We start from the raw sequence: 22,908 nt of genomic DNA, 5'->3' as shown, positions 1-22,908 counted from the left end.
CCTAAAGAGGTCTGTGTTATTTATGTTGCTTTATAAATTAAACCTTTGCATGATTTTGAAGTCTTATTTCTTTAAGGGTTACAAGTTTAATTACAGAAAAACCCTTATATTATATTTTTTTTAAACTAAACTAAGCCACATTGAATAATATGAAAAAATTACTAAGCTGTTTTTTTTTAATAATAGTAACAACATCATTATTTTCTCAAGAAAAAAAGACGATTGCGGACATTGAAAAAATATATATTCATACCGATAGAACACGTTATGTAGCCGGAGAATCTTTATGGTATAAGGCTTATAATGTTTATGCTTACAATAATTTCTTATTTAATAATAGTAAGATTCTTTATGTAGAGTTAATTTCGTCAGACTCTAAAATAGTTTCAAGAAATAAAACAAAATTATTAGGAGGTTTAGGGCATGGTGATTTTAAATTAACCGATTCTGCAGGTATAAAACCAGGGAAATACCAACTAAGGGCATACACAAATTGGACTCGAAATTTCGGAAAGGATTTTGTGTTCCAAAAGGAAATTGAGGTTTTAGACGTTTTTAATGATGTTACTGAAACTAGCAGTAAGCCATCTAGTGTGAATTCTGAAAAAGAGGAAGCCAATTCATCTGCAATTCAAAACCAAAAAATAAAAATCCAGTTTTTCCCCGAGGGAGGATCTCTTATTCAAAATGTTACTAGTGTTGTAGCTTTTAAAGCTATTGATGCTTTTGGAAATCCAATAAAGGTTCAAGGAAAGGTGTTTGATTCCAATAACGAGTTAGTTACTTTTTTTATGAGTGCTCACGATGGCATGGGGCAATTTCAGTTAAATCCTGCGACAGATAAAAAATATTATGCAAAAATAACGGCTACAAATTATTCCGATATGGAAGCGCCAATTCCTGATGCTCACCAAAAAGGGTTTTTATTAAGTTATAATGAAATTAAAGGTCGGTCTATAATGACTATTAAAACCAATGAAGAAACGTTAATAGAGCATTCTAAAAAACCAATTATTATTCATTATAAATCGCGAGGCCTTTTATATTTCGAAGAAACACAAGTGCTTTCTAGTACTAAGGTATTATTAGAATTGCCTAAAGCGGAATTACCAGAGGGTATTACTGAAATCACGTTATTCGATGGGGATTTAAAACCACAAAGCGAACGCTTGGTTTATGTTCAAAAAGACAAAAATGTAAAGGTTGAAGTAATAACGAATAAAACAAGATACAAGCCAAACGAAAAAGTAACCCTAAATATAATTTCAAAAAATGGTTTAGGAGAAGCTGCTCCTGCTAGCTTTTCAATAGCTGCCACAGATCTTAATGGTTCGAAAGATTTAAATAATAACGGAACAAATATTAGTTCTTATTTTTTAATGGAATCTGATATTAGAGGGAAAGTGCATAACCCTGGGTATTATTTCGATGCTAGTAATCCAGCTAGATTTCAACATTTAGACTTATTGCTTTTAACTCAAGGTTGGCGAGATTTTTTATGGAAAAAAGATTTGAAAGTTGATGATAACCCTTTGTATAAAGTTGAAAAAGGCATTGAGATAACAGGTAAAGTAAAACGTCTTTTTGGATCTAAACCAGTGGTTGGAAATACGGTCTCTTTATCCATATTTAGTAAAGCTGTAGATGGAATAAGTGTAATTACGGATGATTTAGGTGAGTTTAAATTTAAAGACTTAAATATTACCGGAAAATCTCGTATTACATTAACAACAAAAAATAAAAACGGGAAGAATAGCGGCATGTTTGTTTTAGATTCCATTTTTAGATCTCCCATGCATGTCGATCCCATTCCTAAAGCTAACAACATTAGCTTTTCTAAAGAGATAAAGCGTGTGAAACAAAATATTTATAAAAAATATATTGAGTTTAATGTTATGCCAGAGAATGTTTTAAATGAAATTGAAGTTTCGGGGAAAAAACTAGATGCTAGCGAAGATATTAACATTAATAGCAAAATGTTTACCGGGTATGTTGTAGATGAAAGATCACCAAAATTTGCAAGTATTTTTGAATTATTAGAATACGCCATTCCAACACTCGAAGTTGGTAATCGTGAAACTATTAAATTTAGCAGAAATCCAGGAGGCGCATTAATATTAATAGATCAAAATCGTTTATTAGATCCACAGCAAGAGGGGTCAGATTTGATCATTTCAATGTTAACAGATATTCAACCTGAGGATGTTCTAAAAATAGAATCGGATAATAGTGCTGTTTCTACAATGATGTATGGAAACCAAGGAAGAAATGGTTCTATTAAGATTTATACAAAACATAATTCAAATTCTAATTTTGGTAATGAAAACCCTAAAGATGCCTTACAAACTATAAAACAACAAATAGAAGGGTATAATGAAGGTCGTGTTTTTTATTCACCAGATTTGGAAAATATAGTGGATAGCAAAGATAAGAATGCCTCTATTCGTAACACATTGTATTGGAATCCTTATGTTCATCCAGATAAAACAGGTGTTTCCGAGGTTAATTATTATAATACTCGAGTTGAAACTAAAGTGAAGTTAGCTTTAGAAGGTATTACTGTAAGTGGTATTCCTGTGGTGGTGAAAACAACATATGTTGTTGAGAAATAGGTTGTTTTTGTGTTTAACGTATTTTTGTTTTTCTATCAATTTAACGATTTAATCAAAAAACATTAATTTCGCACCAAAATTAACAACACCAAAATTTATGTTTAAAAAATCATTAGCCATATTATCTCTGTTTTTCGTTTTAACCTCTTGTTGGAAAGATAAAAGCCCAGAAGATTTAATTCGATTAAAAGATAAATTCAAATCTCAAGTATCCACTTTTGAAAGTAAAAAAGAAGTTGCTAATAAAAATGTAAATAGAGGATTAGAATCTTTAGGCGCATTAAAATTAGCTTTAGAAGATGCTAAAAACGAAGACAAAGAATTTGCAAAAGTTTATGGCGATTGGGAAAAAGTTGATAAACGCGTAAAAAATCTAAACAAAGAATACGAAGATTTAAAAACTAAAGCGGCAAATTTATTCACCGCCATGGAAACGCAAACCAATAGTTTAAGCGATCAAAAGAGTAAAAATACATTGTTATCGGCCATTAATAAAGCTAAAACAAAATATAATGGAACACTTGCTAATACCTCTAAAGCCATCGATAAACTAAAACTTTTGCATAACGATGCTGTTGAGGTTGTTAAAGCCTTGGAAGTTGCGGCTGCATTAAACTCTTTCGATTCTATTAACGGACAAATGAAAAGTATAGAAGATCGCGTAGATGGGATTATGCAAGAACTTAACGTAGCTGTAGTAGAAAGTAAAAAACTATACGAGAAAAAAATCACAGAATTAGGCGAAGATTAATAAGCTTGATTCTAATATTATTTCTAGACCTGACCGGATTTAAAAACCAGTCAGGTCTTTTTTAATCAAAAAACCTTAATTTTGCCCAAAAACAAATCCACTTGGTAAAAATAGATCACATAGAATTGCCCGATTTCCCATTGCTTTTAGCGCCAATGGAAGATGTTAGCGACCCGCCATTTCGCGCACTTTGCAAAGAACAAGGCGCAGATGTGGTTTATACCGAATTTGTATCGAGCGAAGGCTTAATCCGTAACGCTGCAAAAAGCGTGATGAAACTCGATATTTACGAAAAAGAACGCCCAGTAGGTATTCAAATTTTTGGAGCAAACTTAGATAGCATGCTACAAACCATAGATATTGTAGCCGAATCTAAACCAGATATTATAGATATTAATTTTGGTTGCCCAGTAAAAAAAGTGGTAAGTAAAGGAGCAGGAGCAGGCATTTTAAAAGATGTATGTTTAATGGAGCAACTTACCGCCGAAATGGTAAAACGCACCAGTATTCCTATTACGGTAAAAACGCGTTTAGGTTGGGATCAAGATTCTATTCGTATTGTTGAGGTTGCCGAGCGTTTGCAAGATGTGGGCTGTAAAGCCATTGCAATTCACGGTCGTACACGTGCTCAAATGTATAAAGGCGATGCCGATTGGAAACCTATTGCACAAGTAAAAAATAATCCACGTATGCATATTCCTATCTTCGGAAACGGAGATGTTACCACACCAGAACGCGCCATGGAAATGCGTGACGATTACGGATTAGATGGCTGCATGATTGGCCGTGCGAGTATTGGGAATCCATGGTTTTTTAAACAAGTAAAACACTTTTTTACAACTGGTGAGCATTTGGCACCAATAAGTCTAGAGGAGCGTGTAGAAGCTGCTCGTCGTCATTTACAAATGGCTATAGATTGGAAAGGAGAAACGTTAGGTGTTTTCGAAACTCGCCGTCATTATACCAACTATTTTAAAGGCATTCCTCACTTTAAGGAACACCGCATGAAAATGGTAACATCCGATCAATCTGGAGATGTTTTTGCGGCTTTCGATGAGGTTCTAGAAAAATTTTCAGGATATCAATTCACAGAATAAACCTTAAAATAGTTTAATTATAAAAATTAGGGCAAATGGCAAGCCACCGCGCTATCCATTACTAGTTTTGGCTCGATGCGCGCCTCGCCAAAAGCTAACCATTACTATCGCTTTTGCAATAATTTGCGAAGGTAATTTTATTGAAGACTATTTTTACTGCTTAACGACGTTAGGAGGAATCACAAAGAGAATGAACTATACCCGACTATAGCTGCGATACCTCCCGTTGTCGATAATTGAAATTTCTTTTAAACCAATGCACCATTAGCGCCAATAACTTGTCCGGAAACCCATTTAGATTCATCGCTGGCTAAAAACACAACAACGTTGGCTATATCAATTGGTTTTGCTAATCTATTAAAGGCGTTCATACCGCTAAGTTTATCAATAAACTCCTGCGATTTTCCTTTTAAAAACAACTCTGTTTCTGTGGCGCCAGGAGCAAGTGCGTTAACCGAAATACCACGTCCGATTTCTTTAGAAAATACACGCGTCATTTGCTCAACAGCCGCTTTGGTGGCTGAGTATATGCCATAAGTAGGAAACATTAATTTTGCAGTACTCGATGAGATATTAATAATATTTCCATTATCTGCTAGTTTGCTGTCTGCTTCTTGTAGCGTATTAAAAACACCGCGCACATTAACATCAAACTGACTTGTAAAATCTTCTTGAGTGTTATCTTTTATAAGTTTATTGTTCATTATACCAGCATTGTTAACCAAAACATCAACTTTACCATACTTTTCTATGGCTTTATCAAAAAGGTTTACAACATCTGCTTTTTGGCTTACATCAGCTTTTACAGAAATTGCTGCACCACCATTATTAACAATAGCATCGACGGTTTCTGTTGCTTCTGTTTCGCTGTTAGAATAATTAACAATTACTTTTGCGCCATTTTTGGCTAACTGTATAGCAATTTCTTTTCCTATACCCTTAGACGATCCGGTTACTATAATAACTTTGTTTTCTAGATTCATAATGTATATTATTTATTTCATTGCAATTAATTGATCTGCTATGTCTTTTAAATTAGACTCCGATAATTCAGGTAATGGTGCCAAAGGGTATAATTGTGCTCCCGGACGACTAATAAAAGCACCACGCCAATTGGCCCAAAGCGCGCCAGCAATATCCCAACCATGAGCCGCTACCAACATGCACTCGCTAGGTTTAACACCCATTTTTCTTGCGGCCCAGTCGTAAGCATCGGCATGTGGTTTAAATTTACCCATATCTTCAATACTTAAACGTTGTTCGAAATATTGCGTTAATCCAGCATTTTTAAATTGTGTTTCCACACCTTTGTTAGACGAGTTTGTAAATGATACTAAAGTGTATCCGGCATCTTTTAAACTCTGTAACGCTTGTTTTACTTCTGCATGTGCGGGTATAGAACGTAAAGGACCTAAAATAGCCTCTCTACCTTCTTCTTCGGTAATCGAAATGTTATGGTTGGCTGCAACCATTTGTAGTGCCGCAGAGCCTATAATTCCAAAATCGTTATACTGTCGTCCTACTGTAGTTACTAAAGAGTATTGCAGCATGGTAGTAAACCAAAGCGGTAATAAATCTGGGCGATTGCCAAGTACTTTACCAACACTCTCTTTCATGGCCGTTAAATCGAGCAGTGTTTCGTTTACATCAAAAAACAATACTTTTGGTCGATTGCTAGATGTTGAATTCATTGAGTTGTTTGCTTCTGATGATGAAAATACTAAATGTGGAGCTGCTAAACCTACCATTGCCGATTTTTTTAGAAAATCTCTTCTTTTGTTTTTTTCGTTTTTCATATTGTAATTGTTTTTAAAACATACTAATAGGTATGTTTTTTATGTAAAAAAATATTAACTCTTAATTTGTTGTAAATAAATAGATAAGCCAGCCATGTATTGGTCTAAAATAATATCTGTGTCATATAGTTTTCGAATACCACGTACGCCTTCAAAAGCACTTATTAAATATACAGCAACCGATGCGCTTGCGATGTTTTTTTTAATGGTGTTTTCCAATTTTCCGCGTTCTAATAATTGGATTAAGGCATCGCGCCAATTATCTATTATTTGTTTGAGAGCCATTTGGTATGCAGTTTCAAAATCGCCAATTTCGTTTATAAAATTGTTTGTTGGGCAACCGTGTTTTTTATCGTGCAGAGAGAAAGATTTTAACCTTTCGGAAAATGTGTTTTCTAGAATATCTACAACGTTTCCGGGTTGTTGTAAAGGTTCTATCATACCTTTAAAAACGCGCTCTTGTAGTTTTAAGCTTATTACGGCAAGACCCAATTCTTTTTTGTTTTTATAATGATGATAGAACGCACCTTTTGTTAGTTTGGTGGTTTTCATTATAGTATCTACACTTGTAGTTTTAAATCCGTTTTTATAAAACAGTTTAAACGACTCGTTAAGAATGGTTTGTTTTGTGAATTCCGATTTTTGCACCTGTAACATATTACAAATGTATATAAAAAATACTAGTAGGTATGTTTTTTTAACTTTTTCTGTTAAATTATACTTTGTACTGATACAAATACTTTGTGGTGTTATGCTTTTGGTTGGCAGATAAACCCGCGAGAAGGATTGATGCGGCATCCTTTTTTTATACTTTTAAATAGAAAGTTTAGATATTGGAATTTGGCAGAGATTATATTTAATGGATGAAATATTCAAACAAGTTCTGTATAAAAAAAGATATAGCGGAAAGCCTGTTTGACATTTTTCATGGCAACTCGCCCAAATAATTTAGACGGTTTCTTATTTAACATAACAGCAATAAAACGCCCTTTTTTCCTTTCTACTTCAACATAAAAAGAAGCCGTAACTAAGGCTATGCTTTATTTTTTATATAAAGAAAAAAATCATCATTTTATTTTACAGTAATTTCAAACCAGATATGGTATTAAACGGTTTTTACCATGTTTTTTGTAATACGAACCGATGCGATTTTTGATGCAATAATTCCTAAAACGGAAATGGTAAGGAATACGATAAAAAAGTTTTCTACACGTATAGCGACGGGATATGGCAGAGATGGCGTGATCATCACTAAACTGAAATGTTGTTGTAATAGTGTAATTATAAATGCTACTCCTAGTCCGATTAGGCCGCCAATAATACTCATTAAACTACCTTGGTAGAAGAAAATTTTACGAATATCTTTTACCGTAGCTCCAATGTTAAACAGGGTGCTTAAACTTTTCTTTTTATCGAGCATCATCATAATTAATGATCCGATAACGTTGAAAAATGCAATAATGAGTACAAGCGTAAAAATGAGGTATACTGCTAGGTTTTCGGTGTTTAGCATTTTGTAAAGCGCATCGTTTAATTGGGCGCGATTTTTTATAATAACGTTATTGCCCAAAATGGCTTGTATGCTTTGCTTTGCTTCGGTTTCGTCTGCGTTAGGACTAAGTTTAAATTCTATCGAAGATATTTGATTTTCTTTGTAATTAAGGAGATTTCGGGCTAAATCTATAGGTGCATAAATGTAGCCATCGTTTAGTGTTTCGTTTATGTAGAATACCCCAACATTTGCTGCGCGAACCGTGTTAAAGGCATCTTTTGTAGATGTTATTTGCCCTTTTCCAGGTTTGGGTACATAGATGTTTATAGCTTTTGTGAAATCGAGAACACCTAGCGATAAGTGGTTTGCAATGCCCCAACCCACTACAATTTCGTTTGTGTTTTGTTCCACCCAATTACCCGTATCCATGGCAGAATCTATATTTACTATATTTTGGAAATTGCCATCGACGCCTTTTATTCTAGCAATAGTTGTTTTATTATTGCTAGTTATAAAAATGCGCTCTTCTATAATTTTAGAATACTCGGCAACGGCTTCTAAATTATCGAGTTTTTCAGCGATATCTTTAGTAAGCACAAAGGTTTTACCAACGGTGGTTTCGGCCTTTAAATCTGGATCTATTTCTGTAGAAAACTGTAGTGTAAAATCTTTTAATCCGGCAAAACCAGATAGCACAATAAATAAAGATGCAGCTCCAAGAATAACACCAATAATAGCAATGTTGGTTATAAAATTAATAGCGTTATTGCTGCTTTTGGAGCGCAAATAACGTTTTGCTATATATAGTGGAAAACTCAATCTACGATTTTTTTCTTTTGTCTAAAATATTAGGATCTTTTATAGGGTTTTCTTCGCCTTTTAATGATTTTTCAATCTGGTCGATGTACTCTAAAGAATCGTCTATAAAAAATTCTAAATTAGGCATACGGCGTAACTGATGTTTGGTGCGTTGTGCTAATTCGTGACGAATTAATGGTGTATTCGATTTTATGCCCTCCATAAGTGCAGGCGCTTTATCGTTAGGAAAAATGCTTAAATAGACTTTCGCAACCGATAAATCTACAGTCACTTTTACTTTAGATACCGATATTAAAACACCGCGCATTCCGCCTTGTGTAGCAGCTCCTTGAAGAACTTCTACTAAATCTTGCTGTAAAACACCGCCTATTTTTTTTTGTCTTTGACTTTCTGCTTCTTCCACTTTATAAAATGCTTTTAGATTGCAAAAATAAAGGATATTTAAAGATTATCTTCTTTTTCGGAATGTATTTTAATATTTTCAGATTAATTTAGATAATAATTAGCAGATTTTCGCTTTCGCGGAAGAAATACAGGCTCGTTTATTCTTTTAGCCTGGGGTAGATTATTTAGTGATATTCTCGCCAAGAGGATTTGAAAGAAGTGCGTCGAAACAGATTTGATATTTTCTTTTGCATGTATTGTTAGAATAAAATTAAGATTTTCGCATTTACAGAAATGAAAAAACAGGTTTCTAGATGAAAAAAATAGAACATATTGGCATTGCTGTAAAAAATCTAGAGGCTTCTAATAATTTACATTCAAAACTTTTTTGGGAACTATCTTAATAAAACTGAAGCGGTAGAAAACGAACATGTAAATACATCATTTTTTAAGGTTGGCGATAATAAAATTGAATTGCTAGAGGCAATCTCGGAAGATTGCGCAATAGCACGTTTTATTGATAAAAATGGAGAAGGAGTCCATCACATTGCGTTTGATGTTGAAGATATTGAAACTGAAATTATCCGTTTAAAAAATGAAGGTTTTTGAATTATAAACCAGGTTCCAAAGCGTGGAACCGACAATAAATTAGTAGCTTTTTTACATCCGAAATCTACAAATGGTGTACTAATTGAACTTTGTCTAGAGATAAAGTGATATTTTTTTTGGTTACATCTAAAATAAATAGTAATATTGCACTCCAATTTCGGTCCCATAGCTCAGTTGGTTAGAGCACCTGACTCATAATCAGGTGGTCCTTGGTTCGAGCCCAAGTGGGACCACATAGAGATTGTAAAGCTTCACAGCAATGTGAAGCTTTTTTTGTGCTTTAAAGTTAAATATGATCGAAACGAGGGACTTTATTGATAGAATGTGTGTGTTGCTATTCTGTTTGTTTTTAGAAATAGAGGTTGTTTTCTAGGAACATCTTATTTGTTCTTTACCAAAAAACATGAAGTAATGATTTCGATTTGATGTAGAGCTCGTTTTAAATAAATATTTTAAGCGTTTACCTCCGGCTTTATTCACTTCGTTTGTAAGATCGTTTAAGTATTGTGTTAAACAGCTTAAAAGCGTTCTATACCTTGGTAATTTGTTTAAGTATCTTAGATGGTTTAGAAGCCTTGAGTGTTAGTTCACGTTTTCTGTTTATAGAGCTATAATATTATGAGGCCCTATTGAATTCTCAGAAAAACCAAAACCTATTAAAAACAAAAAAGTCTAACATTTCTGTTAGACTTAATTTTGCTCCTTCTCTAGGGCTCGAACCTAGGACCCTCTGATTAACAGTCAGATGCTCTAACCAACTGAGCTAAGAAGGACTGTGCTATTTTGCTTAGCGGTTGCAAATATAGAACTTTATTTAAATGCCGCAAACATTTTTTTAATTTTTTTTAAAAAATTAATCAAAAATTGCTTTGTAAATATCATTTCCATTTGCAAACAGTACTAATGCTATTAAAAGAAAGAATCCAACCATTTGTGCATACTCCATAAATTTATCGCCTGGCTTTCTTCCAGATATCATTTCGTATAGCAAAAACATAACATGCCCACCATCTAAAGCAGGAATAGGTAATAAGTTTAAAACACCTAGCATAATAGATAAAAACGCTGTAATACCCCAGAATACTTGCCAGCTCCAAAAGCTAGGAAATATATCGTAAATAGCTTTAAAGCCTCCTACGCCTTTGTATGCGCCTGTACTTGGTGTGAAAATAGCCTTAAACTGTGTGATGTAAGACGATATTTTATCGCCAGTTTTTTCTAACCCAACAGGAACGGCTTCAAAAAAGCCATATTCTTTAGTTTCAAATTTATAGTAATTTAAAGCTTCTAGTGTTGAAAATGTAGATTGTGGTGCGTAGACTATACCTAATTTACCATCGCTACTAATGCTTAAAGGTAAGGTCGTTTCTTTACCATCTCTTAATACGGTAGCCGAAACTTTTTGACCTTTAAATTTATCTAAGCCAGTAACAACTTGATCTACATATTTAGTTTTATAATCATTTAAGCCAACAATAATATCTCCTTTTTTAAGTCCGCTACTTTTGTTTGCAGAGGAGTCTGGTACTTCAACTACAGCGAAAGGCATTCTTAAACTTATAAAACCTTTTTCTTTAGATTCTATTAATTGTGCTAAAAAATCTTCAGGAAATGTAATGGTCTTTTCTTGTCCGTTGCGCTCAATGGTAATGTCTTTTCCAAAAAGAACTTTTTCAGATACTTGAGAAAAATTTTCAATTTTAGTCCCATCAACGGCAACAACATTATCACCAGTTAGAAGTCCAGCGTTATTAGCTACGCTACTTTGTACTAATAAACCATCTTGAATATTTTGAATAGGAAGAAATTTGTCACCATAAAAATAACTCATTCCAATATAGATAACCACTGCTAAAACAAAGTTTACAGTAACACCACCTAGCATAATAATTAAACGTTGCCAAGCAGGTTTGGAGCGAAATTCCCATGGTTGGGGGTCTTTTTCCATTTGTTCGGTATCCATACTTTCATCTATCATGCCGGCAATTTTAACATAGCCACCAAGAGGTAACCAGCCAATTCCATAAACGGTATCGCCTATTTTCTTTTTGAATAAAGAAAACTTTACATCAAAAAATAAGTAAAATTTTTCTACTCGCGTTTTAAAAAGCTTTGCAGGGATAAAATGCCCTAATTCGTGTAAAACAATTAACAGCGAAAGACTTAGCAAAAATTGCGATATTTTAATAACAAACTCCATATATTCTTCAATCAATTTTTTATAATCGCACAAAAGTAAGCTTTTAAACCAACTTTAAAAAAGTCTATCACACAAAGCAAATGGTTTTAACAGGAATTTAGGGTTCAATCACAGTCTGCTTCTCTAATTTATCTCGTATTTTTGTTGAAAATTTATGAATAATGGGCTCTATTTTTAAAGAATACAAGATTTTCTTCATTGTTTTCGGGGTTATCTCCTTGGTTATTATTACTTTAATTTATAATACTTTAAATGTTTACCAACCATTACCCATTTATCAACCCGCTTCGGTAAGTGCTGAGTTGGTAGATAGTACGCTTCATTATCAAAAAAAATATCATAAAATAGCCGATTTTTCATTGTTGAATCAAAACGGAAAAACTATTACTCAAGATGATTATAAAAATAAAATTTATGTAGCCGATTTCTTTTTTACTACCTGCCAAACCATCTGCCCGATTATGACAGATCATATGGTGAAAATTCAAAAGGAAATAATAAATGATGATGAGGTTATGTTGCTTTCACATTCCGTAACGCCCGAAATTGATACGGTAGCACAATTAAAACGCTATGCAATTGAGAAAGGAGTAAACGATAAAAAATGGAACTTAGTTACAGGTGAAAAAAAAGAGATTTACGATTTGGCCAGAAAAAGTTATCTCGCTGTAAAGGATGCGGAATTTGGTGGCTCCTATGATATGGTACATACTGAAAACTTTATGCTTATTGATAAAAAACGACAGATTCGTGGTTTTTATGATGGTACAAAAGAAGAAGATATCGACAGGTTATTAAGTGATATTTCAATCTTAAAACAAGAAAAGTAATAGTCGATTTGTTATTAAATATTGGTTGTTACGACGAAAACTAGCAATGTGAATTTTAATAAAAACAAGGCAACTGTAAACTATTTTCTAGATAAACTTTTTAACTTCTAAACATTTACATTACTTTTGCTTCTTTAAAATCAATCTAAATAAGCTTGCAAGACACTATAGCACATTTAAAAAGAGGCGAACGCGCAGTTATTACCGATGTTTCATCGAAAAACATTCCATTGAAATTATTAGAAATGGGTTGTTTGCCGGGGAATTTTGTAGAGCTCATTCAGCTTGCGCCTTTTAAAGATCCTATGTATTTGAACATAAACGGGTCGCATGTTGCTATTAGAAAAGAAACGGCTTCGCATATTTTAATTGAAAAAGTAACGCATGAGTAAGCAAATAAATGTCGCCTTAATCGGGAATCCAAATACCGGAAAAACCTCTGTTTTTAATGCCTTAACGGGTTTAAATCAAAAAGTTGGAAACTATCCAGGTATTACGGTGGAGAAAAAAGAAGGTGTTTGTAAGCTGCCACGTGGTGTAAAAGCTCATATTATCGATTTGCCCGGCACGTATAGTTTAAATGCATCTTCGCTTGATGAAAATGTGGTTATTGAGTTACTTTTAAATAAAAACGATAAAGATTATCCAGATGTTGCTGTTGTTGTTAGTGATGTTGAGAACTTAAAACGGAATCTTTTAATCTTTACTCAAATTAAAGATTTAGAAATCCCAACGATTCTTGTTATTAACATGTCCGACAGGATGAAGTATAAAGGGATTTCGTTGGATATCGATTATTTAGAAGAACAACTTCAAACCAAAATAGCATTAGTAAGTACACGTAAAAAAGACGGTATAGATCGCTTAAAGGAACTTATTACAAATTACCGTGATGTTTCAGCAGCGCCTTGTTTAGATCCGTCGGAGATTGATAAGCCGTATTTTGATGCTTTAAGAAAAGCATTTCCTAACCAATTAATATATAAGCTTTGGTTGGTAATTACTCAAGATGTTAACTTCGGAAAAACGGACCGGAAAGAAGTTGATGCCATTGCAAGTTTTAAAACTAAAACCAGTGGCGATTTAAAACGTTTACAACAGCGTGAAACTATAAAACGCTATCAGTTTATAAATAATGTTCTTAAAAAAGGAAAAACGGTAGATGCTTCTCAAGCTAAGGATTTACGTTCTAAACTTGATAAAGTTTTAACTCATAAAGTGTGGGGTTATCTTATTTTCTTTTTTATTTTACTTACTATTTTTCAGGCTATTTACGATTGGTCTAGCGTACCAATGGATTTAATAGATGGTGCTTTTGCATCGTTAAGCGAATGGGTTAAAGTCACTTTGCCAGCTGGTGCTTTTACCAATTTATTAGCTGAAGGTATTATTTCTGGTCTTGGAGGAATCGTAATTTTTATTCCACAAATAGCTTTTCTGTTTCTCTTTATTTCTGTTTTAGAAGAAAGTGGGTACATGAGTCGTGTGGTGTTTTTAATGGATAATATTATGAAGCGTTTTGGCCTTAGCGGAAAAAGCGTTGTACCACTTATTTCTGGTACTGCTTGTGCTATTCCTGCTATTATGGCTACTCGAAATATTGAAAGTTGGAAAGAGCGTTTAATCACCATTCTAGTTACGCCTTTTACAACCTGTTCGGCACGGTTACCGGTTTATTTAATTATTATTTCGCTTGTAATTCCCGAAGGTCGATTTTTAGGTTTAAGCTATCAAGCACTTACCTTAATGTTACTTTATTTACTAGGTTTTGGTTCTGCAGTAGTTTCAGCGTATATTTTAAATAAGATTCTTAAAATAAAAAGTAAATCCTTTTTTGTAGTTGAAATGCCGAATTACAAATTGCCACTTTTTAAAAATGTAGCATTAACCGTTATAGAGAAAACAAAGTCTTTCGTATTTGGAGCTGGTAAAATTATCTTAGCTATTTCTATTGTGCTTTGGTTTTTAGCATCTTATGGCCCTGGAGATAATTTTAATAAAGCAGAAGAAATTGTTACAACAGCAAATGTTTCTAATAATTTATCTGATGATGAATTGCAACAAAAAATAGCGTCGTATAAGTTAGAACATTCTTTTATAGGTATTGCTGGCCATGCTATTGAGCCTGCAATTAGACCTTTGGGTTACGATTGGAAAATAGGTATTGCTATTGTAAGTAGTTTTGCTGCTCGTGAAGTTTTTGTTGGTACGCTAGCAACTATTTATAGTGTTGGAAATGATGACGTAGATACTATTAAAAACCGAATGGCTAAAGAAACCAACCCTATTTTGGGCGGTCCGTTATTTACTTTGGCATCAGGGATTTCATTATTACTGTTTTATGCGTTTGCTATGCAGTGCATGAGTACTTTGGCTGTTGTAAAACGCGAAACGAATAGCTGGAAATGGCCGGTTTGGCAATTAGTAATTATGACAGCAATTGCGTATATTACTGCTTTAATTGCTTTTCAATTACTGAAATAATAAATTAAGAAAATGAATACAATTATTCAAAATATACTTGTTTTTGCAGCCATGGCTTTTGCTGTTTTCTTTTTGGTGAAAAAATACTTCTGGAAAAAACCGAATTCTAAAAAAGCCTGCGGTGGCGATGATGGCTGTGGATGTCATTAGTAGATATTCATAATATAAATATCACCGCTTTTTTTAAGAAAATCTCTATATTTGGCTAAACTAAATAAGCCAATCCATGAATTCTAAATTAAAGTACATTTTTCTGCTACTAATTTTTACAAGTTTAATTTCAGTAGCGCAAAAAAAATCTAAAACTATTCATTTATTAGACGAAAACTTAAGCCAATTTGATAAATGGCTTGGTGTTCCGCATGTAACTGTTACGGGGTTGCCGGATGGTACTTATCAATCGGATAACGTGCATAAAGGAACTGCATTAGGTTTAAATAATGATATTAAAGATGTTTTTACAGTTTCTAAGGAAAATGATGAATTGATTTTACATATTAGTGGAGAAATTTTAGGCTGTATAAGTACAAAAAAAGATTACGAAAATTATCATTTAAGCACCATGTTTAAATGGGGTGATAAAAAATGGGAGCCAAGATTAGACGCTAAGAGTGATAGTGGAATCCTTTACCATTGCTATGGTGAGCACGGCGCTTTTTGGAAAACATGGAAAACCTCGTTAGAATATCAAGTACAAGAAACAGATTTAGGCGATTTTATTCCTTTAGGAGGAGGAACGGCAGAACCTAAAAGAGGGAAGCCTACTGCAGATGTTAGAGGTGAGTCTAAAAAATACAACCCAAATTCCGATGCGTATTTTGAAGCAAACGGATATATTAATGCGGGATCAGAGCACGATGCACCGCACGGTGAGTGGAATCATTTAGAGATTTATGTGGTAGGAAATAATGCAGTACATTTAGTAAACGGCCATGTCGTTATGGTGGTTGAAAATGCTAAAAATGATAAAGGTGAAATTTTAAATAAAGGGCAAATCCAAATCCAATCGGAAGCAGCTGAGTGTTATTATAAAGATTTGACTTTAACTTCAATAAAGAAATTCCCAAAAAGTATTAGAAAAATAGTTAAGTTTAAAAAGAACTAATTTATCGTCTTAATAAAGCTTCTAAGTAATTACTTGTATTTAAGTATTCTAATCGCATCTGTTTTAAATATTTTAAAACGGATGCTTTATATAGGTTATTAGGTTTTAAGCAATCATTCATGGCTTCATCGTTTACGGTAATGACAATATACCAGTTACCCTGTCTCGATGTGTAACTGTCTTCAAATAGCGGATCGTACCCTTCATGGTCTAACTTAGCATCTAGTATTACAGGAATAAGGTTAAAAGTCTTGTTTGGTATTTCTACTTCATGAAACGAGAAGTAAAGTAATTGACCATCTACTTTAAAAGGCACATTAAATTCCACGTCTTGGTGTTGTAACTCGTATTTTGTGTTTACGTAATTATAAAACTCGTTGGAGTTTTTTGGATCTTCAAAAATAAAAGCCTGACGTTTTGGAAGCTTTCGTTTAAACTTTTTTGCTACCATAACTTTGTCCGTTTTGATGGTTGGAGCAATACGCACTGGAATACAGGAAAAACAAAATACAGTTATAAAAATAAGAGATAGCAACTTCATGTTTTTTGTTTTAAGTAAAAGTAAGCAACAAACTTCGTGCCTATAGTTGTTTTTTTTTCTTTTTCAGAATAAAGCTGAAGATTTGTACATTTTATTGAGACTAACTTATAACGGGCTTTTGAGAAAAAGAAAAGAAATGGAGAATTGCTAGGTTTTACTAACCTTTACAAAAATATTATTTGCAATTATATTAGAAGTTATAAACTCTAAGTTATTAATAGTTATAGTTACCGAATTATCAAACGGCTCTTTGTGAGTTATCTTTAATTCTGTTCCCAGTGCAATATCGTGTTTATCTAAATATTTTAAAAATTCGGATGAAGAATCTTTAACGCCAACACAAATACAAACATCGTTAACGTCTGCTTGGGCTAGTAATATTTTATCAATACTTTTTATTTGTCCTGTTTCATCAGGAATAGGGTCTCCATGCGGATCGTGAGTTGGGTGTCCTAAAAAAGCATCTAATTGTTTTATCAGTTTTTCAGATTTAATATGCTCAAGTTGTTCTGCAACTTCATGAATTTCATCCCAAGAAAAATTTAATTTTTCAGCTAAAAAAACTTCTTATAAACGGTGTTTTCTAACCACATTAACGGCTATTTTCTTTCCTTTTACGGTTAAGGTAACACCTTGGTATTTTTTATAATCGGCATATTCTTTTTCCGAAAGTTTCTTAATCATATCTGTAACTGAAGAAGCCTTGGTTTCCATTTCTTGAGCAATAGCATTGGTGCTTACGTTGTTTTCGCCTTGTTTGCCTAAATGGTATATGGCTTTAAGGTAATTTTCTTCCGTAAGGGTAATCATGATTGGTTTTTTAGGTATGGCGCAAATATATAATAAATATAATATTAAAATTAATTTTAGACTAATCTAAATATTATTTTATATTTGCAGAAAAATAATATCATGAGAGGTCTAATATTTGGAATGTTAAGTTTGTTCAGTTTTACGTTTAATGCCCAAACTATAAAAGGAAAAACAACAACAGATGGCGATGCGCTAGCTTATGTAAATGTTTATTTAAAAGGGACTCAAAAAGGAGCGGTTTCAGGAGATAATGGTTCATTTAGTATAAATAATATAAGCCCAGGAAAGTATACTGTTATAGCTTCTTTTACAGGATACCAAACACAAAGAAAAAGCATAACAGTCTCTACAGAAGATATTACTATAAATTTCGATTTACCAGAATCCGAAATATTATCAGAAGTTGTTGTCACTGGAACATTAAAAGCGGTTTCTCGTCTAGAGAGCCCGGTACCAGTGGAGGTTTATTCATCTACGTTTTTAAAAAAGAACCCCACTCCAAATATTTTTGAAGCCTTACAGAATGTAAATGGAGTTCGCCCACAAATTAATTGTAATGTTTGTAATACAGGAGATATTCATATTAATGGCCTGGAAGGGCCGTATACTTTAATTTTAATAGATGGCATGCCAATTGTTAGTGGTTTATCTACTGTTTACGGTTTATCGGGAATTCCGAATTCTTTAATAGAACAAATTGAAATTGTAAAAGGTCCAGCCTCATCACTTTATGGAAGTGAAGCCGTTGGTGGCCTTATTAATATTATAACTAAACTTCCCGAAAATGCACCACGTTTTTTTGCAGATAGTTACGCAACAGGTTGGGGAGAACTTAATTTAGATTTAGGTTTTAATACTAAAGTTGGAGAAAAAGCCAACCTGCTGTTTGGTGTTAATTACTTTAATTACAACAACCCTATTGATAATAATGGTGATAATTTTACAGATTTAACACTTCAGAATAGGATATCTGTTTTTCAAAAATGGAATTTTAAACGTAAAGAAAATAGAGTACTCTCTTTGGTTGGTCGCGTGTTTTACGAAGATCGATGGGGAGGAGAAATGCAATGGGATTCTTCTTTTAGAGGAGGCAATGAAATTTATGGCGAAAGTATTTATACAAAAAGAGGTGAGTTTATAGGTAAATACCAACTTCCTATTAAAGAAAAGGTTATGTTTCAATTTTCGTATACAGATCACGATCAAAATTCGGTTTATGGAGACGTTAAGTATTTAGCGCAGCAAAAAATTGGTTTCGGACAATTTACTTGGGATAAATCTCTTAAAAATCACGATTTACTTTTTGGAGCAGCGGCACGGTATAATTATTATAACGATAATACACCAGCGACCGCAGCAGCAGATGAAATGGTGATTCCTTCTCTTTTTGTACAGGATGAAATAAGACTAAGCGAAAAGCAAACCGTATTACTAGGCGCACGTTACGATTATGACGAAAGACACGGGAACATATTTACACCAAGAATTGCTTATAAATTTAAACCAACAGCCGACGATATTTTTAGAGTAAACGCAGGAACCGGTTTTCGAGTGGTTAATATTTTTACCGAAGAGCACGCCGCACTTACTGGAGCAAGAGATGTTATTATTGCAGAAGAGCTAAAGCCAGAGCGTTCTTTTAACATAAATGTTAACTATCTTAAAAAAATGTATACAAAATCTGGGATGATTATTGGGCTAGATGCCTCGGCATGGTACACGCATTTTTCAAACTTAATTACACCCGATTATGATACAAATTCTACCCAAATAATATACGATAACCTCGATGGTAAGGCTATAACAAAAGGTGTAAGTTTAAATCTAGATGCTACCGTAGCTAGTGGCATAAAGCTTCTTGTTGGTGGTACGGTTCAAGATGTTACGCAAACCGAAAACGGTATAAAATCACGTCAAATACTTACCGAACGTTTTACGGGAACCTGGGCGGCTTCATATAAAAACTACAAATACAATGTAACAGTAGATTATACGGGTAATATTTACGGGCCAATGCGATTACCGCTATTAAGTGATTTGGATCCAAGAAGTGAATACTCGCCTACTTGGAGTATTCAAAACATACAATTTACTTATGATGGTATCGATAATTTAGAAATTTACGGAGGAGTCAAAAACCTTTTAAACTGGACGCCAAATAAAGGGAATCCATTTATTATCGCGCGAGCAAACGATCCTTTCGATAAAGATGTTACTTTCGATAATGAAGGCAACCCCCAGGTTTCTCCAGATAATCCGTACGCATTAACCTTCGATCCGTCTTATGTTTACGCACCAAACCAAGGAATAAGAGCTTTTTTAGGATTAAGGTATTCGTTTAAGTAAATAATTTCAAAACAGTCTTGAATACCGTGTTTAAAGCTTCTTAAAAATAGTTTTTAGGAGCTAATCCTGCTATACGCTATATCTTTTTGAGAAGCAATTTCGATCTTAATTAAAGGGTTTAGTATCTTTATGGAAAAATTCGACTTATTAATTTAGTGCAGTTAAGATTTAAGCTTCACAAAAAGGATGTCGCTGCTATCAGGGCTAGGTTATCAGCGAATTTAGTTTAAAATTAAAAGTGAAATATTTTTTTGTAAAGTGTAAAAAATGAAAACATTTCCAGTTATAACTTCAACTATTTCCGCACAAGAATTAGGCGATTATATTAAAGAAAAATACAATTTAGATTCTAACCTAGAATGCAAACTTTTCCGAACAGGAATGAATCATACCTACATGCTTTCCTCTGGGAAAATAAAATATGTTTTAAGATTATATTGTTATAATTGGAGATCTAAAACTGAAATTCAAGAAGAAATTAGCTTGTTAAATGTATTAAAAGAAAATGGTTTAAGCGTTTCTTTTCCTATTCGGGATAAAAACACAAAGTACATACAAGATATAAAAGCTCCAGAAGGACTTAGGTATGCCGTGCTTTTTACATATGCAAAAGGAGAAAAAGTAAGGTTTATGGATAGCAGCTCTTGTTTTGCAGTAGGCGAACTTATGGCGAAAATTCATAAAGTCACCGAAAACAAAAAGCTTAAGCGCAGTATTTATAATAAAAAATCGCTTTTAGAAACTTCTTATAAAAAATTGAAGCCGTACTTTTCAGAGGCATTACCCGAAATGGAATTTATTAAAGCCATTGAAACATCGTATCAAGATTCGCATTTCGAGCATACAAAACAAGGTGTTGTTCATATGGATATTTGGTATGATAATATGAGTATTGCTAATAAAACGGATATTACAATTTTCGACTTTGATTTTTGTGGCAATGGTTCGCAAATTTTGGATGTTGGCTATTTTTGTAAACAACTTTTCTATATCGAGGCAGATAAAAATGAATATGAAATAAAAAAAGAAAGCTTTTTAAAAGGCTACGAAAGCATCACTAAATTATCTGAAAAAGAATTAAAACTCATTCCTATGGCGGGACTTGTGGTTTTTGTGTTTTATCTTGGTGTGCAAGCTCAAAGATGGGATTGGTCTAATATTTTTCTCTCGGAAAATTACCTTAAAATGTTTGTTGGTAGATTTAAATCTTGGGCAAAATATTATCAAATTGAAAACCTGTAAAAGCATAGCTGTTCAGGTTAGTTGTAAAATTAAGTATACCTTTGGTTTATGGCAAAACATAACGAGCTTGGTAAAAAAGGAGAACAATTGGCAGTCGATTTTCTATTGAAAAATGGTTATGATATTGTGGAACGTAATTACCATTATCAGAAATCGGAAATTGATATTATTGCTAAAAAAATTGACGTTCTTGCTGTTGTTGAAGTTAAAACAAGATCGACCAGCGATTTTGGAAACCCAGAAGAGTTTGTAAAACCCAAACAAATTCAGCGCTTAGTAAAAGCGGTAGATGAATACGTGATTTCTAACAGCCTAGATGTTGAGGTGCGTTTTGATATTGTTGCGATTGTAAAAGAAGGCAAAGGTTTTAAAATTGAGCATTTAGAGAACGCTTTTTATCATTTTTAATAGATATTATTCTTCATCAGTTTCTTGTCCAAAAAAGGCTTGCAATACTTTAAAATCTTCAGGTTTAGAAATAATTTTTTTGTCTTTATCTAGAATAAAATATGTTGGCGTTGCAGTAACGCCGTAATCGTTTCCTATTTTGTTATCCCATTTTCCTTCGCCATAAACGTGTATAAAACTTGGGTAAGTATAGGTTAAATCTTTCCATTTATAAGGATCATCTTCTAGACCAACTGCTACAACTTGAACTAAACCTTTATCTAAAGATTGTACAAAAGATTGTAACTGTGGAATTTCATCTAAACAATGAGAACATGTGCTGCTCCAAAAAACAACCACATAAGTTTGAGCTATATCTAGCGCGCTTAATTGTGTTTTAACTAGCTTCTTATCTTTCTTGATTTCTAATGTGAAATCTGGTGCTTTTCTACCAATAGATGTGTTTTTAAATAAGGTTAAACCATCGATTAAATCTTTATCATTTAACGATTTTGCAACTGGCATTAAATACTTGTCTGAAATGTAGTTAGCAACCGACTCAAAACCTAAATCTGCCATTTGTTGCCATAAATCGACTAATAAAATACGTTTTACACCTTGTGGCGTTGTTTTTAAAATTTCATGAAAAACATCGATATTATTCTTGTAAACTGTAGCTTCATCTTCAATTTTAGAAGACATTCCGAAAACATAATTCAGCATTTTTTCTTCTAAAAAATTAGAGCTCTGTAGAGTTTTGCTATTGAAGTTTATATGATCGAAATAGTGTACTCTTAAGTTATTTATATAGGTTTTTAAGTCTTCAAATTCAGTTGGGACATAAGGTTGGTTGGCTTTAATAAAATCTAAAGCCATCATGCCTTCTGCTGCTTTTTCAAAATTTTCTTGTGTTTCTTGTTGTGTTTTAAATATTGATTTTAAAGCTTTGGAGTTTTTGCTTTCTTCTCTAAAATAATTTCCAATGCTTTGCGTAACCATCGACATGCTATTGGTGTACGATGCTAATAATTTGTTTTCGTCAGATTTTTTGAAAGTAACGCCGGTTTCAGAATTAAAAGTTAATTCAATATCTTCTTTACCGTTGTAAATAATATCAAAATTATAATCTTCTTGAGGTATAGCATATACCACACGATACATTCCTTTTGTTTTAGTAGAATCTAATTGAAACTCAAAACAACCAGTTTCTTTATCAATTTCTGTATTAGAAATATATTCTGACAAAGTTGGAGTTACCTTGTAAAGTAAAGCAAAATTGTATTCTTTCGCGGGAGAGAATTTTCCTTTAATGCTGTGTTGTGCTAATAAAATACTTGGTAAGAGGTAAATAAAAAATAATAAGCGTTTCACGGTTTTGAATGTATTAATTGTTCTTCTAA

19 protein-coding genes, 2 tRNA genes and 2 pseudogenes are annotated in these 22,908 nt (G+C 33.1%); 13 read left to right on the top strand and 10 right to left on the bottom strand.

Going from position 1 to position 22,908, the window contains the following annotated elements; all coding sequences use genetic code 11:
• The first annotated feature begins 149 nt into the window (after positions 1-149).
• From GQR97_RS05665 to dusB, 3 genes are all read left to right on the top strand, one after another.
• The gene (locus GQR97_RS05665) at positions 150-2,612 is read left to right on the top strand and encodes a hypothetical protein (RefSeq protein ID WP_158846324.1); all 2,463 of its coding nucleotides are present in this window, start codon (positions 150-152) and stop codon (positions 2,610-2,612) included.
• A gap of 97 nt (positions 2,613-2,709) precedes the next feature.
• Entirely contained in the window at positions 2,710-3,363 is a 654-nt protein-coding gene (locus GQR97_RS05660) for a hypothetical protein (RefSeq protein WP_158846322.1), read from the top strand.
• 101 nt (positions 3,364-3,464) lie between these two features.
• Positions 3,465-4,460, top strand: coding sequence for a tRNA dihydrouridine synthase DusB (gene dusB / locus GQR97_RS05655; RefSeq protein WP_158846320.1), 996 nt, complete (start codon positions 3,465-3,467; stop codon positions 4,458-4,460).
• A gap of 248 nt (positions 4,461-4,708) precedes the next feature.
• Here the strand turns inward: dusB and GQR97_RS05650 are convergent, their stop codons facing one another.
• The 5 genes from GQR97_RS05650 to rbfA all read right to left on the bottom strand — a co-directional run bounded on the left by GQR97_RS05650 (position 4,709) and on the right by rbfA (position 8,970).
• Entirely contained in the window at positions 4,709-5,443 is a 735-nt protein-coding gene (locus GQR97_RS05650) for an SDR family oxidoreductase (RefSeq protein WP_158846318.1), read from the bottom strand.
• A gap of 12 nt (positions 5,444-5,455) precedes the next feature.
• Positions 5,456-6,256: a haloacid dehalogenase type II gene (locus GQR97_RS05645; protein ID WP_158846316.1), complete on the bottom strand. Its 801-nt coding sequence runs from the start codon at positions 6,254-6,256 to the stop codon at positions 5,456-5,458.
• 54 nt (positions 6,257-6,310) lie between these two features.
• Positions 6,311-6,913 (bottom strand): TetR/AcrR family transcriptional regulator, encoded by a 603-nt coding sequence (locus tag GQR97_RS05640; RefSeq protein ID WP_158846314.1) that lies wholly within the window; start codon positions 6,911-6,913, stop codon positions 6,311-6,313.
• Between the two features lie 448 nt (positions 6,914-7,361).
• Complete coding sequence (locus GQR97_RS05635) at positions 7,362-8,567, bottom strand: ABC transporter permease (protein WP_158846312.1); 1,206 nt, start codon at positions 8,565-8,567, stop codon at positions 7,362-7,364.
• Position 8,568: 1 nt separating this feature from the next.
• Complete coding sequence (gene rbfA / locus GQR97_RS05630; protein WP_158846310.1) at positions 8,569-8,970, bottom strand: 30S ribosome-binding factor RbfA; 402 nt, start codon at positions 8,968-8,970, stop codon at positions 8,569-8,571.
• Positions 8,971-9,265: 295 nt separating this feature from the next.
• On the opposite strand from rbfA, the pseudogene mce reads away from it, so the two are divergent.
• Together mce and GQR97_RS05620 are read left to right on the top strand one after the other, a co-directional pair.
• Positions 9,266-9,668 (top strand): annotated as a pseudogene (gene mce / locus GQR97_RS05625) (methylmalonyl-CoA epimerase).
• A gap of 51 nt (positions 9,669-9,719) precedes the next feature.
• Positions 9,720-9,793: transfer RNA gene (locus GQR97_RS05620), tRNA-Ile, on the top strand.
• A gap of 466 nt (positions 9,794-10,259) precedes the next feature.
• Here GQR97_RS05620 and GQR97_RS05615 read toward each other — a convergent pair.
• Together GQR97_RS05615 and rseP are read right to left on the bottom strand one after the other, a co-directional pair.
• Positions 10,260-10,333: transfer RNA gene (locus tag GQR97_RS05615), tRNA-Asn, on the bottom strand.
• Positions 10,334-10,413: 80 nt separating this feature from the next.
• Positions 10,414-11,760, bottom strand: coding sequence for an RIP metalloprotease RseP (gene rseP, locus GQR97_RS05610; RefSeq protein ID WP_158851610.1), 1,347 nt, complete (start codon positions 11,758-11,760; stop codon positions 10,414-10,416).
• 161 nt (positions 11,761-11,921) lie between these two features.
• Between rseP and GQR97_RS05605 the strand changes: the two genes are divergently transcribed.
• From GQR97_RS05605 to GQR97_RS05585, 5 genes are all read left to right on the top strand, one after another.
• Positions 11,922-12,590: an SCO family protein gene (locus GQR97_RS05605; protein ID WP_158846308.1), complete on the top strand. Its 669-nt coding sequence runs from the start codon at positions 11,922-11,924 to the stop codon at positions 12,588-12,590.
• Between the two features lie 155 nt (positions 12,591-12,745).
• Positions 12,746-12,982 (top strand): ferrous iron transport protein A, encoded by a 237-nt coding sequence (locus GQR97_RS05600; RefSeq protein WP_158846306.1) that lies wholly within the window; start codon positions 12,746-12,748, stop codon positions 12,980-12,982.
• A complete protein-coding gene (gene feoB / locus GQR97_RS05595) occupies positions 12,975-15,074 on the top strand; it encodes a ferrous iron transport protein B (RefSeq protein ID WP_158846304.1) in 2,100 nt (699 codons plus the stop codon). The genes GQR97_RS05600 and feoB overlap by 8 nt, the downstream gene beginning before the upstream one ends.
• A gap of 12 nt (positions 15,075-15,086) precedes the next feature.
• Complete coding sequence (locus GQR97_RS05590) at positions 15,087-15,224, top strand: FeoB-associated Cys-rich membrane protein (protein ID WP_199269910.1); 138 nt, start codon at positions 15,087-15,089, stop codon at positions 15,222-15,224.
• Between the two features lie 76 nt (positions 15,225-15,300).
• Positions 15,301-16,179 carry a DUF1080 domain-containing protein gene (locus GQR97_RS05585; protein ID WP_158846302.1) on the top strand — a complete coding sequence of 293 codons (879 nt, stop codon included), beginning with the start codon at positions 15,301-15,303 and terminating at the stop codon, positions 16,177-16,179.
• A gap of 1 nt (position 16,180) precedes the next feature.
• Here GQR97_RS05585 and GQR97_RS05580 read toward each other — a convergent pair whose 3' ends face one another.
• Complete coding sequence (locus GQR97_RS05580) at positions 16,181-16,720, bottom strand: hypothetical protein (protein ID WP_233267608.1); 540 nt, start codon at positions 16,718-16,720, stop codon at positions 16,181-16,183.
• A 147-nt stretch (positions 16,721-16,867) separates the two neighbouring features.
• Positions 16,868-17,530 (bottom strand): annotated as a pseudogene (locus GQR97_RS05575) (metal-dependent transcriptional regulator).
• Positions 17,531-17,632: 102 nt separating this feature from the next.
• On the opposite strand from GQR97_RS05575, the gene GQR97_RS05570 reads away from it, so the two are divergent.
• From GQR97_RS05570 to GQR97_RS05560, 3 genes are all read left to right on the top strand, one after another.
• Entirely contained in the window at positions 17,633-19,879 is a 2,247-nt protein-coding gene (locus GQR97_RS05570) for a TonB-dependent receptor (protein ID WP_158846298.1), read from the top strand.
• Between the two features lie 267 nt (positions 19,880-20,146).
• Complete coding sequence (locus GQR97_RS05565; protein WP_158846296.1) at positions 20,147-21,121, top strand: phosphotransferase; 975 nt, start codon at positions 20,147-20,149, stop codon at positions 21,119-21,121.
• Positions 21,122-21,169: 48 nt separating this feature from the next.
• A complete protein-coding gene (locus GQR97_RS05560; protein ID WP_158846294.1) occupies positions 21,170-21,529 on the top strand; it encodes a YraN family protein in 360 nt (119 codons plus the stop codon).
• 6 nt (positions 21,530-21,535) lie between these two features.
• On the opposite strand, the gene GQR97_RS05555 is transcribed toward GQR97_RS05560, so the two are convergent.
• A complete protein-coding gene (locus GQR97_RS05555; protein ID WP_158846292.1) occupies positions 21,536-22,879 on the bottom strand; it encodes a TlpA family protein disulfide reductase in 1,344 nt (447 codons plus the stop codon).
• Positions 22,880-22,908 lie beyond the last annotated feature (29 nt).

It is taken from the genome of Algibacter sp. L1A34, assembly GCF_009796805.1.
GTDB lineage: Bacteria > Bacteroidota > Bacteroidia > Flavobacteriales > Flavobacteriaceae > Algibacter.
Note: the sequence above shows the minus strand (reverse complement) of the source record. Positions and strands in the feature narration are given on the sequence as shown.